General features: G+C 61.9%; 10 protein-coding genes. 7 read left to right on the forward strand and 3 right to left on the reverse strand.

The features are described 5' to 3' along the window. Nucleotides 1-59: 59 nt before the first annotated feature. Both ACR9Y2_RS17515 and ACR9Y2_RS17520 read left to right on the forward strand, forming a co-directional pair. Nucleotides 60-875 (forward strand): DeoR/GlpR family DNA-binding transcription regulator, encoded by an 816-nt coding sequence (locus ACR9Y2_RS17515; protein WP_435042790.1) that lies wholly within the window; start codon nucleotides 60-62, stop codon nucleotides 873-875. Between the two features lie 138 nt (nucleotides 876-1,013). Next, the gene (locus ACR9Y2_RS17520) at nucleotides 1,014-4,886 is read left to right on the forward strand and encodes a response regulator (RefSeq protein ID WP_435042791.1); all 3,873 of its coding nucleotides are present in this window, start codon (nucleotides 1,014-1,016) and stop codon (nucleotides 4,884-4,886) included. Between the two features lie 70 nt (nucleotides 4,887-4,956). On the opposite strand, the gene ACR9Y2_RS17525 is transcribed toward ACR9Y2_RS17520, so the two are convergent. Next, nucleotides 4,957-7,431 (reverse strand): ABC transporter permease, encoded by a 2,475-nt coding sequence (locus ACR9Y2_RS17525; protein WP_435042792.1) that lies wholly within the window; start codon nucleotides 7,429-7,431, stop codon nucleotides 4,957-4,959. Between the two features lie 379 nt (nucleotides 7,432-7,810). Here ACR9Y2_RS17525 and ACR9Y2_RS17530 point away from each other — a divergent pair, with 379 nt between their 5' ends. After that, nucleotides 7,811-9,901, forward strand: a complete 2,091-nt coding sequence (locus ACR9Y2_RS17530) for a winged helix-turn-helix domain-containing protein (protein WP_435042793.1) — start codon at nucleotides 7,811-7,813, stop codon at nucleotides 9,899-9,901. A gap of 223 nt (nucleotides 9,902-10,124) precedes the next feature. Here ACR9Y2_RS17530 and ACR9Y2_RS17535 read toward each other — a convergent pair whose 3' ends face one another. Continuing rightward, a complete protein-coding gene (locus ACR9Y2_RS17535; protein ID WP_435042795.1) occupies nucleotides 10,125-10,460 on the reverse strand; it encodes a hypothetical protein in 336 nt (111 codons plus the stop codon). A 245-nt stretch (nucleotides 10,461-10,705) separates the two neighbouring features. Beyond that, on the reverse strand, nucleotides 10,706-11,296 hold the full coding sequence (locus tag ACR9Y2_RS17540) for a class I SAM-dependent methyltransferase (RefSeq protein ID WP_435042797.1): 591 nt from the start codon (nucleotides 11,294-11,296) through the stop codon (nucleotides 10,706-10,708). A gap of 185 nt (nucleotides 11,297-11,481) precedes the next feature. Here ACR9Y2_RS17540 and ACR9Y2_RS17545 point away from each other — a divergent pair, with 185 nt between their 5' ends. The 4 genes from ACR9Y2_RS17545 (at nucleotide 11,482) to ACR9Y2_RS17560 (ending at nucleotide 15,210) form a co-directional block, all read left to right on the forward strand. Continuing rightward, nucleotides 11,482-11,883, forward strand: a complete 402-nt coding sequence (locus ACR9Y2_RS17545; protein WP_435042798.1) for a methyltransferase domain-containing protein — start codon at nucleotides 11,482-11,484, stop codon at nucleotides 11,881-11,883. Nucleotides 11,884-12,083: 200 nt separating this feature from the next. Continuing rightward, nucleotides 12,084-13,622, forward strand: a complete 1,539-nt coding sequence (locus ACR9Y2_RS17550; protein ID WP_435042799.1) for an alpha-N-arabinofuranosidase — start codon at nucleotides 12,084-12,086, stop codon at nucleotides 13,620-13,622. Nucleotides 13,623-13,812: 190 nt separating this feature from the next. Further along, entirely contained in the window at nucleotides 13,813-14,184 is a 372-nt protein-coding gene (locus tag ACR9Y2_RS17555; RefSeq protein ID WP_435042800.1) for a hypothetical protein, read from the forward strand. 87 nt (nucleotides 14,185-14,271) lie between these two features. Beyond that, the gene (locus ACR9Y2_RS17560; protein WP_435042802.1) at nucleotides 14,272-15,210 is read left to right on the forward strand and encodes an NAD-dependent epimerase/dehydratase family protein; all 939 of its coding nucleotides are present in this window, start codon (nucleotides 14,272-14,274) and stop codon (nucleotides 15,208-15,210) included. The last annotated feature ends 35 nt before the right edge of the window (nucleotides 15,211-15,245 follow it).

Here is a 15,245-nt window from a genome sequence, read left to right on the forward strand (position 1 = left end):
TGTGCTCCCATTGTTTTGCTTTCGATTTGCCCTGAATTGCGCTACTCTCGAAGCAGTTCATGCCAAAGTCGATTCAGAATGAAGAGGTCGTATCCCGCGGTCCCCGTCTGTTGACCGAAGAGCGGCGCAGGAAGATCCTGGAAATTCTGGAGGCTGAAGAACGAGTGACCGTGGAGGACCTGGTCCAGCGGTTTGGCGTTTCTTCCGTGACAGTGCGGGGCGATCTCGATTCGCTGGCCAAGTCGGGTTCACTGATTCGCTCTCATGGCGGCGCCATCAAGCGGATTGACCCGCGCACCGACTATCCCATTGCGTTCAAGGAAACGCTGCATAGCGCGGAGAAGGCGCGCATTGGGGCGGCGGCGGCGGAACTGATCCGGCCGGGGCAGATCATCATCCTGGATTCCGGGACGACCACCGCCGAAATTGCAAGACGTTTGAAACACCTTAAGGTCAGACCGGTAACCGTAATTACGAATGCCTTGAATTCCGCCATGGAACTCAGCAGCAGCCCCGATCTGTCGGTGGTGATGCTGGGTGGAATTCTGCGTCCGATGTCGTTCTCCCTGGTTGGGCCGCAGGCTGAACAGACGTTGCGCGACCTGAATGCCGATCAGCTCTTCCTGGGTGTGGATGCGCTCGATCACGAGTTGGGGTTGAGCACTCCGGACATCCTGGAGGCGCAGCTTAACGCGTTGATGATTAAGGTCGCCCGCGAAGTTACAGTTGTTGCCGATTCGAGCAAATTGCGGCGGCGCAGCCTGTCGGTGATCTGCAAGGTCAACCTGATCCACCGGTTGATCACGGATACTGGCGCCGATGAGCAGGTGGTGGAATCACTGCGCGAGCAGGGGTTGCAGGTCCTCACGGTTTAGTCCCCGTCACAGCAACAAATCTCTGGGCATTTCACCCTAATCAGCGTACCCTCCCGTGCCGATCAGTAGAGAGACGGCCCTCACTGCACCCAGGCGTGGGGTGAGGCCGATGTGATACCCGGCCAAACTTTACGGACGATGAGGGATTCCAGCAATCTGCGGCGGCTGATCTGCGCGGCTACGTGTCTCGCGCTGGCAGTATTGCCTGCGCATTCGGCCCCGGGCATTGATGCGGCGGAGTGGCGCTCGTGGGACAGCGCTGATGGGATGAACGAGTCGTTTGCCTATTCGGTTACGCTCGATCCGCGAGGGCGGCTGTGGGCGATTCACGGGGCAGTGCCCAACCTCTCGATCCTGGACGGCTACCGCACCGAGCATCTGCCGTCGCCTGGCAGAAACTCAAAGATCGCCGTGGGGGCGGCTGGCGAACCGTGGGCCCTGAACCCACACGGACTCTTCCGGCTGCAGGGTCGAACATGGGTCCACCAATCGGTGCCGGGTTTCGATGAGGAACAGGTTTGGGGCCGAGGCCGGATTGCGCTGGACGATACGGGGGGCGTACTGCTGGCCGGAGTTGGAACCGTCTACCGGGTCGACGGAGCCACCCACAAGGTGGCGGAGTTGTGGAAGACCCGCGCTGACCTGGGGCCGCTGAATGCGGTTGCGAGCGACGCCGCTGGAACCTGGCTGGTTCTGGAGAATGGAATTGTCTTCCGGCCCCGCGGTGCTTCGCGATGGGTAGAATACCCGGCAACCGGGGCGGGGTTGATGGGCCTGAAGCAGCCGTGGGCGGATGGCAGCGGCACCCTTATGGTGGGCGCCGTCGAGCGTGGATCGCAGCGCGCGGTGATGGCCGAGTTCAGCCACGGGCAATGGAATGTCGTATACCGCGGGGGAAAGTCGTTGGTCTGGGGTTGGCGCAGCGGTGGAGCGCTCTGGCGGCAGGAGGGCAACTGGCTGTATGTAAAAGTGGCTGGAGGCTGGAACCGGGTGGAGAAGCGGGGCGCGATGGGCGGGCTGATCTATGACGCTATTCCTGCCGGCCGGGCTTCCTTCTGGGTGGCCACCTCGCAGGGGGTAGCGCGGCACTTTGAGCCGTTGTGGACTACGCCGGCCGGCGCCGAATCGGACCAGATTGTCTCCTCGATGCTGGAGGATGCGCAGAACCGCCTGTGGTTCCTGCATGATTCGATCCTATTGTCGAATGACCACGGCCACTGGTCGAGAATTGAACTGCCCGACAGCATGAAGCCGAAGACGCTGCACACGAGCAGCATGGTGGCGCTTCGCGGCAAGGTGTTTTTCCTGTGCGAGAACGGCAAGCTGGCGTATTTCGAGCCGCAAACGAACCGTTTTGGTTGGAAGGCCCACCCGGCGGGCAGGATGATCCGCACAGCCGCTTCGCGGCTGGATGGAATGATGCTGGCCGTCACGAAAGACCCGGCTGGGAACAGGGACTACATCGAATCGTTTGACGGTGAGAACTTCTCCACGGTGGCGGATCTGGGAGCAGGCATGCTGGATGAAGATGTCCGATCCCTGGCGCAAACCGGTGATGGCACGATCTGGGTCTGCGGTGCGCTGGAGTTGACGGGCTGGAAGCAGGGGCAGCGCGTACCGGGTGCCCATGTCGAAGGATCGATGGCGGCGGGCGGATTCAGCCTGGCGGAGATCGGACAGGGCCGCGTCCTGCTGGGCGGGCGCAGTTTTGTTTCGGAATGGGATGGCCGTCACTGGAAGGTGCTGAACGGAGGGTTTGAACGAGCACGCCACGTGATGCGCGCCAGTGATGGGACCGTGTGGGTGGCGGCCGCCAATGGGGTTCACCGACTCAAGGACGGAGTGCTGATTACGAATGACACCGAGGAGGGCCTGCCTACCGGCGTGTCGTACACAGTATTCGAGGACAGCCGGCACCGAATCTGGGCGGGTACGGCGCAAGGCATCGGGCTGTACAATCCCATGGCGGATCAAGGTGCACCCACGGCCTACGCGAAGGAAGGCGTCAACCGCACCGAGGTGTCGCCGCAGGGTGACGTCTCGGTTACCTTCGCCGCCATTGACCGGTGGAAGAAGACCGACGTCTCCAGAATGCTGTTCTCTTTCCGTTTGGACGACGGTCCCTGGTCGAAGTTCGAGGCGGTGCCGCTGGCCAGTTTCCGGCGCTTATCAGGGGGTACGCACCGCATCACCGCCCGGGCTTCGGACCGCAATGGAAACATCGATGCGAAGGGCGCGGCCTTCCAGTTCCATGTTCTACTGCCGTGGTACCGGCACCCGGTGTTCCATGCCATCGCCTTTGCCGCGCTGATGGTCATTGCTTCACTGATGATGGTGGTGACGCGCAGTTTCCATGCCTTGCGGCGGGCGAAACTGGCGGCCGAGAGTGCGAGCCGTTCCAAGAGCGAGTTCCTGGCCAACATGAGCCATGAAATCCGGACACCCATGAACGGAATTATCGGGATGACGGAACTGGCGCTACGGACGCCCCTGAATCCGGAACAGGCCGAGTATCTGAATACGGTGAAGGAGTCGGCGGATGCGTTGATGACGATTCTCAACGACATCCTGGATTTCTCGAAGATCGAAGCCGGCAAATTCGAGTTGACCTCGGGCGATTTCAGCCTCCGCAACAGCGTGGGTGATTGCCTGCGGCTGCTGGCTGTGCGAGCCCACGAGAAAGGGCTGGAACTGGCGATGGACATCCGGCCGGATGTGCCCGATGTACTCTCGGGTGATGCGGGCCGGCTGCGGCAGGTGCTGATGAATCTGGTAGGCAACGCTGTCAAGTTCACAGAGCAGGGCGCTGTGCTGGTGCGCGTGAAGCTGGAGCGCATGGAGCCTGGCGGTCCGGTGCTTGATTTCCAGGTTGCCGATACAGGAATTGGTGTGCCTGCTGACAAGCGGGTCCGGATCTTCGCGCCGTTCGAGCAGGCCGACGGCTCTACGGTACGCCGGTTCGGGGGCAGCGGCCTGGGCCTGGCGATCTCCTCGAAGCTGGTCAAGCTGATGGATGGCGTGATCTGGGTGGAGAGTCCGTGGGTCGCCGCAGACCGGGTGGAAGGTGGTCCCGGCAGCGTATTCCATTTCCAGGCCAAGTTCGGGCACGGGCAGCCGCTGGCGACGCCGGCTCAAGTCGATATCCCGGCTTTCGCCGGTTTGCGGGTCTTGATCGTGGACGATCATCCGATCAATCGCGGCATTCTCAACGAGACCTGTTCCGGGTGGGGCATGAAGACGCGAACGGCGCGAGATGGCGCCTCGGCGCTGCTGATGATGGATGAAGGTTCGGCCGCGGGCGAGCCGGACGATCTTGTCATCCTCGACTTCAACATGCCGACGATGGACGGCTTCGAGGTGGCGAGCCGCATGCGGCGGCGCAGGGACGGACGGAAGCTTCGGATGCTGATGCTCACATCGGCAGGGGAACCGGGGGATGTCGAGCAGTGCAGGAAAGTGGGTATCGATGCCTACCTTCTGAAACCGGTGAAACAGGCGGAGTTGGCTGTCGCGATCGATTCGCTGTTCCGGGCCCCTGCCAGCGGCCAAACCTCGGAAGTGGAGCATCCTAAAGAAATAGTGCCGGAAGCCGGAATGAGGAGGCTGCGTGTATTGCTGGCCGAGGACAATGCGGTGAACCAGCGCCTGGCCATGCGGATGATCGAGAAGAGCGGGCACGCGACCGTATTGGCCGGCAATGGGCGCGAAGCTGTGGAGATGTTCGAGCAGGAGAGATTCGACCTGGTGTTGATGGACGTCCAAATGCCCGAGGTGGACGGCCTGGAAGCGACAGCATCCATCCGGAAGCTGGAGCAGGAGCGCGGCAGCCATACCCCGATCTATGCCATGACTGCATATGCCATGCGCGGCGATGAAGAGATCTGTCTCAATTCCGGCATGGACGGCTACCTTTCGAAGCCCATCCAGATCCAGCAGTTGATAGGCCTGCTGAAGGCGGTCTCCAGTGCGAGTGCGGTGGGCGAATCCAATGCGGCCGAGGATCGGCCGTAGCCTCAGATCCTCGAGACTCGACGGCGTCGGGCTGCCGGACTCTGATCGGTTGCCGCGTGAATACGGATGCTCACTCCTCGTGCAGTGCGGATAGCGGGTGAATGCGCGCTGCCCGGCGCGCCGGCCAATATCCAGCGAGAATGGCGATCAGCATCAGGATTCCGGCCGCAATGCCAAAGGTCACTGGATCGTTGGGCGCCAGGCCATAGACCAGCCCGGCAATGAACTTCGTGAGGCCCATGGTGACGGCGATGCCCGCGCACAACCCCACGCAGGCCGTGATGAATACTTCGCGCAGCACCATGCGCAGGATTCGCTCCTGCTGTGCTCCCAGGGCCATGCGGATCCCGATCTCGCCGGTACGGCGGGCGACGGCGTAAGACACGACACCGTAAAGGCCGATGGCGGCCAGGGTCAGCGCCAGGGCTCCAAAGCAGCCTGAGAGGATGGCCATCAACCGCTCCTTTGAGAGCGACTCCTCGATTCTGCCAGCCAATGTGGTGAATTCAATCGACACGGAGGGATTTACCTCGGCGATGGCAGATTGCACGGCGCTCGTCAACGAGCCGGGGGCAGCGCCAGCCGAGCGCAGTTCGAAGTTCGTCATTGGATAGGGCGTCGGATCCTGATTCCAGGCCAGGTAGACGATGGGCTGGATGGAGTCGCGCATCGATCCGTAGCGCACATCGCCAGCGACGCCAATGATCTCGACCGGATCGCTCATTCGATTGCCCTGGCGCACGCGGAAGCGGCTGCCCAGGGGACTGGTCGAGCCGAAGTAAAGCTTGGCCATAGCCTGGTTGACGATGGCGACCGCAGGCGCCTCGGGCGTGTCGTGTTCGTCGAAGTCCCTGCCGGCGACCAGGGCAGTGCCGAGCGCGTCGAAGAAACCGTCGCCAACGAAGTTGGTATCCACCGCGATGACCGGGGCGGTCCGGCCCGGAGACTGTTCCAGCGCCAGTTCGCGCGTGGCGGCGCAACCGCAGATTGGGGTGAGGTTGGAAACAGCGGCGGAGCGCACCGCGGGGATCGCTCGCAGTTTCGCCAGCATCCGCAGGTACGCCTGCCGGCGGAGAGCAGGATCATAGCGGCCATTGCGCAGGTCGATATTGGCAATCAGCACCTGGTCCTTCGCGAATCCGCTTTCCCTACTCATGAGTTTCCACAGGGTGGTCAGCATCAAACCCGCGCCCACAACTAGCGGCAGCGACAGGGCGAGCTGCAGGGCAACCAGCGCCCGCGCGGTGCCGAACCTGGTTCCCTGGATAACATCGCGCGAGTTCGATTTCATCGCCGCGTAGGGGGAGACGCGCGTACCGCGCCAGGCAGGAGCCAGACCGAAGAGGACACACGTCAGGAGGGCAACCGACGCCGTAAAGGCGAGGACACGCCAGTCTGGGGCGGCATCCAGCGGCACATCGAGTATGGCCAGCAATCCGGCGGTGGCCCAGCGGGCGAAGATGATGCCGAGCAGGCCGCCCAGACCCGCCAGCAGCAGGCTCTCAGTGAGCAGTTGCCTGACGAGGCGGCCCCGGCCGGCGCCGAGGGCCATCCGGATGGCGAATTCCCGACGGCGCGCGACACACCGCGCGAACAGCAGGTTGGCCACATTCGCGCAAGCGATCAGCAGGACGACGGCGACGATGCCCATCAGCACCATGAGCGCGTCGTGATACTGCTCGCGCAGGTAGGAAAGTCCGGTGGCGAAGGGGTTGGTGATGAGTGTTCGCTGCAGGTACTGCTGCTGCTCGGGCAGCCGCCAGTGCGCCGGCAGGGTGGCTTGGAAGATCGCCGGGGCGAGCGCTTTCATTTGCGCCGTGGCCATAGAGGCACTGATGCCGGGTTTGGGCCTGCCTACGATGCGCAGCCAGGCATAGAGGGTGTTGTAGTTGCCAGGCGCCGCGTTGATGTCCAGGTTGCTGGTCTCTCCATGCAGGACTTTCTCGGCGCACAGCGGCACCATCACGTCGAAGGTGGAGCCCACATCGACTCCTGTGAATCCGGGTCCGGTAACGCCGGCGATGGGCAGCGGGTGGCCGTCCAATGAGATGGTCTGGCCGAGGATGCCGGGCCGGCCGCCGTATTCCTTCTGCCAGAAGCCGTGGCTGAGGACTGCTACCCCCGGGCAGCCCCGCCAGTCGTCGACGGGGGCCAGCACCCGGCCCAGCGCCGGACGGACGCCCAGCGTGTCGAAGTACTGACCCGAAGCAAATACGCCATTGGCGTAGCGAGCCTCGCCGCCGGAGGCGAGATTGAACCGCCAACGGCCGTAGGCGAAGAGGGTCGAGAAAACCTGCTGGTGATCGCGGATCTGCTCCCACAGTGGGTTGCTAAAGAATTGGGGCGAAGCCATGGTGACCTGCCGGAGCTCTTCGGGGTGGCTGACGGGCAGAGTACGGAGCATGAGGGCATTGATCAGGCTAAAGATTGCCGTGTTGGCTCCGATGCCGAGAGCCAGGGAGAGGATGGCCATGCAGGTGATGGCGGGTGCGCTGCGGAGGGAGCGAATGGCCTGGCGGAGGTTGTGAACGCAGTGGTCGAGCAAGCGTAGTCTCCTATTCACTGACTGAGCGCCAGGCTGGATGGGTGCTGCCAGCCAGCTTAGCGGAGAGGTGAGCGTGCGCGCTTGGCTGGTGCCGTATACGTCGGCTGACTGGCATGGTGGAGGAGTGGCAGGCGTCGGACGTGGCGTGGTGGTTCGGACTTCGTGCAGCGAGGAATCGCGCGGCGTGGTGGGCGCCAACAACATGCAAACGCCGTACTTTGACCGGGGAATCTACTTTACTCCCTCTCGTGTATTCGTGGGAATGACCGGTCATTTGATTGGTACAACGCTCCTCGTGTTACATCAACTCCCCCGGGAAGTTTATGATTACAAGCCACATCCTGTAACCTCCTGGGGGTTTTGGGCGTCGAAACAATAGATGCTGCCTGGTACAAAGAGGTCGTGGGAGCCTGTGGGCGACCGCGACTCGGTCATCAAGTTCGGTGTGTTTGTAGCGGATGTTCGGACCGGTGAACTGAGTAAAAACGGAATTCGAATCCGGTTGGCTGATCAGCCATTTCGGATTCTGGTTGCGCTGCTGCGCAGCCCGGGCGAGCTGGTGACTCGTGAGGAACTGCGCCAGATCCTGTGGGGCGATGACATCGCCGGCGATTTCGAGCAGGGCCTGAATCGATCGGTGAACAAAGTACGTGAAGCGCTCTGCGATACCGCTGTTAACCCGAGGTATGTCGAGACATTACCGGGCCGGGGGTATCGATTCATCGGGCCGAGGAAGGCGGAGGCACCGCCGGTTATCGATAAACCGCCCAGCCATCATCTCCGCTGGAAGTTGATTCTCGGGGTAATCGGAATCAGCTTGGCCGCCGGAGCTTATCTGGCTGTGCGATGGACCAAGCCTACGGTCCCACCTTTGCACTGGCGCAAGCTGACTACGGACAACTACAGCAAGATTCCGCCGGTACTCACAGACGGCAGCCGGCTCTACTTCCTGGCGGGCTACAGGAGCGAACCATTTATCGCCCAGCTTTCGGCGAGCGGGGGCCTGCCGATGAAATTGCCGATTACCCTGCCGGGGCCGGATTGCACTCTCCACGACCTGTCGCCCGATGGCGATGAACTGCTGCTGACGGCGACGTCAACTCCCGGCCGCACGCGGCTGTGGCCGCTGTGGAGCCTGCGCATAGGAGATGGAACCGCGCGCCGGGTGGGGAATATCCTAGCCACCTCGGCGGCGTATTCGCCGGACGGCGCGCAGATCGTCTTCTCCACGGAAAGCGAATTGTACGTGACAGCTCGAGGCGGGGCGCCCACGCGCCGGGTGATTGAGCTGAAAGACAGTTTTGTCGATTCGGTTGGCTGGTCGCGCAGCGGTGACTGGCTGAGATTCTCGCGCCGGGATCCGCTCTCCGGGCAAGCAGCTGCATGGGAAGTTCGTACGGATGGGTCCCGGCTCCACCGGTTGGCTCCAGCATGGGATGCGCCCAGCTTTGTGCCAGCCGGCTGGGCTTTGGAGGGCAAGTTGGGACTCTTCTCGGCCGGGGGTAATTTCTGGGCCGCGCCAGAGCCCGGCCTGCTGCGGACAGGGGCCAGGCAGCCAACGAAACTGACCTCAGACGAGCCGGAATTCTCAAGCTATGTGCGATCGCAAGCGGATTTGAAGTTCCACGCGATCGGCATCGACCGGTTGGGTGAACTTCAGAACTTCGACGCGAGGTCGAAATCCTGGGTGCCGGTGCTGGATGGGATCTCGGCTGAGCAGGCGGAGTATGCGCGCGACGGCCGCCGTATCGCCTATGTTAGCTATCCCCAGCGTTCACTTTGGGTTAGGCAGTCGGATGGGACTCGGCCAATCCAGTTTACGAGTCCGCCGATGGTGCCTCTGCTGCCCCGATGGTCGCCCGACGGACAGAGTATTGCTTTCTCGGCGCAGGATGCTCCTGACAGGCCGATGCGGACGTACATTGTGGATACGGAATCGGGTGCCATGCGGCTGGCAGTACCCTCCGACACGGGCTCACAGAGCGATCCCACCTGGTCGCCGGACGGGAAACAACTGCTTTTCGGTGTCAGCGCCAGCAGTGCTCGGGAAAACGTCTATCTCCGGTTGGCCGACCTGCGAACGGGTAAGGTATCGAAACTGGAAGGGTCGGATGGGTTATTCAGTCCGCGCTGGTCGCCGGATGGCACGATGGTGACAGCACTTCGCCTGATTGGCACGCGCACCCTGATGCTGTATCGCTTTCGGGACCATCAGTGGGTGCAATTGTCCGGCCTGCAGTGCCGCTGGCCGGTCTGGTCTCCAGATGGCAAGTCGATCTTCTTTCTAGCCCGTAACCACCTGATGCGTTACAACATAGCGGGCAATACGGCTGAGATCGTCTCAGAATTGCCGGTAGGCGAGTTGGGCGGTTTCCTGCACGGCATCGGGATGTCCAGCAACGGATCGCCGCTGAGAACCCTGGATCACAACAGCCCACAGGTGTACGAACTCGAATTTGCGCAGAGGTAAGGGCCTGCCGGGACGGGGCGCGGACCAATCTCCCTGTGTGAATTGTGCCAGGAGCCTGAGGCCGGCAGCCTGGCAGACGGCGTCAGCGCGGATTCTGAGGATCACGCTGTCTCGGGCGTCTGCCGGCGGTGGGGGCTGCCGTCTTGCACTGGGCGGCAGGCTCCTGGATCGGTCTTGAAGCAGGTCGACGGCGTTTAAGCCGTGACCGTGCGCCTCGCCTGGACTAGTTGCTGAACTCCACCTTCATCTTGGACCCGCCCAAATCGATCGAAGTGAGTTCGACCGCGGAACCACCCTGCTTTGTGTTCACAGCGGTGGTCTTGAACTTCGTGGTACCTTCCGCGACTTTCATGGGCACTTCGATGGTCTTGTTGTTCTTGGCAAGGATCAGGGTGGCACTGGTTCCGTCCACCTTCACGGTATAGCGGCCGGGTTCCAGCTTCACAGTTCCGGCGTTCACAGGAGCCGAAAGTGAAAAGTCATACGACTTGGCATAGATAGGAGTGAGGCTGGCGATCGCAAGAGCCGAGGCGAAAAAAAGTGTCTTGAGCTTATTCATAGAGGTTTCCCTGTTCACCAGTTCAACCCATATGAGCGCTCATCACCATCTCTTCGGGATGGAAGACGCATGGAATCGAGATCCCTGCCCAAAGCATTGAAAAAAGTAAACATCCTGGTACTCATGAGCGCCGTAAGGCAGGCACTTTTCAGGTTGCAACGTGCTGAGACTCACCAAGGGGTGGTGTTGCGGAGCCATAGGGCGCCTGCTGGACAAACCCCCGTCTCGGTTTTTCGGGGCAGCGTTCACATCGCATGCCGGATCTCTGCAAACCACATCAGCGGGCCACCGTCCTGGTTCCTCTCTGGAAACTCGGCCACGAAGGCCGGGTTCATCTCGCCGCGCACGAGCCGGAGCGACTCGATGATCCAACCGTCGGCGAAGGCCGCTTCCAGTTCCTGCCTGGACATTCCTTCGGGGCGTCCGGGTCTCGCTGGTTCCTGATCGCTGAAGCCGAACAGGAAGAGGCGGCCGCCGGGTTTGAGGACATGCGCCAGTCCCTCGACATACTGGTCGCGCTGCTGGCCGTGATAGATGTGGAACAATCCGCTATCGATCACACTGGCGAAGCATTGGTCCCATACCCCCAGGGTCATGGCGTCTTTGATTTCGAACCGGACATCGAGGCCACGCTCGACGGCTTTGGCTCGGGCCCGGCGGATGGCTTCCTCCACAAAATCGATCCCGGTAACCTGGCGCCCCAGGGCAGCGAAGTAGAGGGACGCGTTGCCCGTTCCGCAACCTGCATCGAGGATGGGGCTGACAATCCGGTCGGCGGCCTCAATGAAAGGCGCCGGTGCCGGCCGGAAGTTTGCGCGAAGCTGTAAGGGTGACAACCGAGGATTCAAAGCTTCGCGACAGCGTTCGGTCAGCTTATTCCGACGCGGCGTCGAGTCCGGGATCGCGGCATCCGTTTCCGGTTGGAGCGGAGTTTGCGCGTTCTGTCGGCTACCCCGGAGCGGTTCTCGAGTCGATCCCTGCCGATTCAGTTGATTGCTTCGCTGGTGTTGCGAGCGTATCCGTGGCGGCATCCCTTGCCGGCTCGAGTACAGTTGTCGATCTTGGTTGCGGCTCCGGTTTGGATTCTCTGATTGCGGCGCGCCAGGTTGGGGCGGCCGGGCAGGTGATCGGCATCGACTTCAGCGCGGCGATGCTGGCGCGGGCCAACTGCTCCAGGGCGAAACTTGGGCTGAGCAATGTCCAATTTGTGCAGGCGTCGGCTGAAAACCTCCCCCTGCAGGATGCTTCAGCGGATCATGTCTTGATCAACGGGATCTTCAATCTGAATCCCTTCCGGGACCTGATCTTTCAGGATCTGGCCCGGGTGCTGAAGGCGGGCGGCACGCTATTTGGAGCAGAACTGATCCTGCGATCGCCGTTAGAGAGCGATGCGCGCGGCAGGAGTGAGAACTGGTTCTCGTGAGTGGCTGGAGCGAAGGAAGCGGTCGCTTTCTGTAACGAATTCCTGCGGGCGGGATTCCGCAGCGCGTCAATCGTGCGTACAAGCCGCAATGCGAGGACAAAGAATCCAGCTGTGCTGGCCGCGGAATTCATTGCAGTCCGCTGACGGATCCGCGCGCCGCCGCGACCTTCTATAGAATGTAAGCACTCAAGAAGAGCAATATGTCCCTCAGAATCCTTTTCGCCCTCCTCGCCGCGGCCCTGACCGCCTCTGCCCAGCAACCTCTCACCGCCAGCCTCACGATCCGCGCAGGCCAGCCGGGTCCCCAAGTGAATCGCCAGATCTTCGGCCAGTTCGCTGAGCACCTCGGCGCCGGCATCTATGGCGGTATCTGGGTAGGTGAAAACTCGAAGATTCCCAATACACGCGGCTACCGCAACGACGTGCTGCAGGCGCTGCGCGACCTGAAGGTGCCGGTCATCCGCTGGCCGGGCGGCTGCTTCGCCGACGAGTATAACTGGCGGGAAGGCGTTGGACCGCGCGCCAAGCGCCCGGTGAAGATCAACACGCATTGGGGCGGGGTGACTGAACCCAACACCTTCGGTACGCACGAGTTCCTCGATTTCGCGGAGCTCGTCGGAGCCGAGCCGTACATCAGCGGCAATGTCGGGTCCGCGCCGCCGCGGGAACTGGCCGAGTGGGTGGAGTACGTCACCTCGCCCGCCGGTGCGCTCGCCTCCGAACGCGCGGCCAATGGACGCAAGGATCCGTGGAAACTGCCCTATATCGGGCTCGGCAATGAACTCTGGGGTTGCGGCGGCAACATGCGCGCGGAGTATGCCGCTGATGTCACGCGGCGCTACTCCACCTTCATCAAAGTGCCGGCGGGTGTAAAGATCCTGAAGGCCGCGTCAGGCCCTTCCGATGAGGACTACCACTGGATGGAAGTCATGATGCGGGATGCCGGCCGCCACTTCGACGCGATCGGGCTGCACTACTACACGATCACCAAGAACTGGCGCGTGAAGGGTTCCTCGACGGTGTTCGACGAAGCTGAGTACGCGACGACCCTTCAGGCCACATTGCGCATGGATGGCTTCATTTCGCGCCATGCCGCCATCATGGACAAGTATGATCCTCAGAAGCGCGTATGGCTCGCTGTCGACGAATGGGGCACCTGGTTTGATACGGAGCCCGGCACCAACCCCGGCTTCCTGTATCAGCAGAACACCCTCCGCGACGCGCTGGTGGCTGCCCTGAATATCAACATCTTCACCAGGCACGCGGACCGCATCAAGATGGCCAACATCGCGCAGATGATCAACGTCCTGCAGGCCATGATTCTCACGAAGGACGACAAGATGGTGCTCACCCCCACCTATCACGTCTTCGAGATGTTCAAGTCTTATCAGGACGCCACCTCGCTGCCGATTGAGGTTCAGTCGCCCTGGTACAACAAGGACTCTTCCACGATGCCGGCGGTGAGCGCCACCGCGGTGCGCGGCAAGGACGGACTGCTGCATATCGGCCTGGTGAACGTCGACCCCACTCATGCGGTCACGGTCAATGCGGAACTGGCTGGAGTTACCGCCACTTCCGTCACCGGACGCGTCCTGACCGCCGCGGCGATCAATACACACAACACGTTCGACCAGCCCGCCGCCGTCAAGCCCGCTGCATTTTCAGGAGCGAGCATCGAATCCGGCAAGCTGAAAGCCGTCCTGCCGGCCAAGTCCATCGTCATGCTGGACGTGCAATAAGGCCTGGCGGGTGAGTCGTGTCAATCGGGACCGGGCCGCGCCGAGCGGCCCCGGCACCGACGCCTGCATCTCAACGTCGAGCAGTTCACAAAGAAGCGTTAGTGTCAGTGTATGTTGACCGTGGCACAAAGTGCCAATATACTGTCCATATGGCCCAAGTGCCAAACGCGTCCCTCGAAAGGCCACGACAATGCGACTTTTGCTCCTCCATCTCCTGCTCGCCGCCACCGCCGTGATGGCTACTGCGCAGGATAAGGTTTCACTCAGCGGGAAATGGCAGGTTCACCTGAGCGTGGCCAGCAACGAGAGCGACCAGACCTGCACGTTGACACAGGAAGGCAACGACCTGACCGGCACTTGCGGATCCGATCAGGCGACCGGCAAGCTCACGGGCAAGGTAGAGGACAAGACGGTTACCTGGACCTACAAGTCCGAGTACAACGGCGCGCCTCTGACGATTAAGTACAAGGGTACGCTGGAGGGTTCGAGCAAGATTACGGGCAGCGTGCTGGTGGAAGAGTACAGCGTCGAGGGCGAGTTCACGGCGACCTTGGCCAAGTGAGCCGGCGTGGTGGTTCCCGGGACTGCCCGGGAAGCTTTCGTGGAGGGCACGCCCGGTGAGTTGTTAAGCTGGGAGCACTTCTCCCTCATGCGCATCGCTGTCATTGGTGGTTCCGGCCACATTGGAACCTTTCTCACTCCACAGCTTGTCGAAGCAGGCCACGACGTACTGTGTGTCAGCCGCGGCCTGCGCGAGCCATATCAACCACACGACGCATGGGCTGCCGTGCGGAATGTCGTGCTGGACCGGACCGCCGAGGAAGCCGCTGGTTCCTTCGGGTCGCGCATTTTGGAACTGAAGGCCGAGGTGGTCATCGACCTCACGTGCTACACGCTGGATAGCGCTCGGCAACTGGTAGGGGCACTCATCGGCCATGTCGGCCATTATCTTCACTGCGGGACCATCTGGATCCACGGCCACAGTGTGGAAGTTCCAACGACAGAAGACCAGCCGCGGAAACCGATCAGCGAATACGGACGGCAGAAGGCTGCGATCGAGGAATACCTGCAGGGCGCGCACCGGGACTACGGATTTCCCGCGACCCTGCTGCATCCCGGTCACCTGGTGGGTTGCGGGTGGCTGCCTTTGAATCCGGCTGCTAACTTCAACTTCGAAGTATTCGAGAAGCTGTCGCAGGGCAGGGAACTGGCACTCCCGAATTTCGGGTTGGAGACGGTCCACCACGTGCATGCCGGCGATGTAGCACAGGCCTTCGCGAACGCTGTGGAACGGAGGGCGGCCTCCACCGGGGAATCCTTCCATGTAGTCTCCCCCGCCGCGATGACATTGCGAGGCTATGCCGAACGCGTGGCCGGCTGGTTCGGCCAGGAGGCGAAGCTCACCTTCCTGCCGTGGAGCGAGTGGCGTCACACGGTTGCCCAGAAAGACGCGGAGATGACCTGGGATCACATAGCACGGTCGCCAAACTGCAGCATTGCGAAGGCCGAGCGTCTACTCGACTACCGGCCGCGCTACCGCTCCGACGCAGCCGTGCGGGAATCGCTGCTGTGGTGGCTGGCTCGCTAGGTTCACAAACTGCGCCCCGCTGGCGGTAGAGCCTC

The sequence above is a fragment of the Paludibaculum fermentans genome, assembly GCF_051172195.1.
GTDB classification, from domain to species: Bacteria; Acidobacteriota; Terriglobia; order Bryobacterales; family Bryobacteraceae; genus Paludibaculum; species Paludibaculum fermentans_A.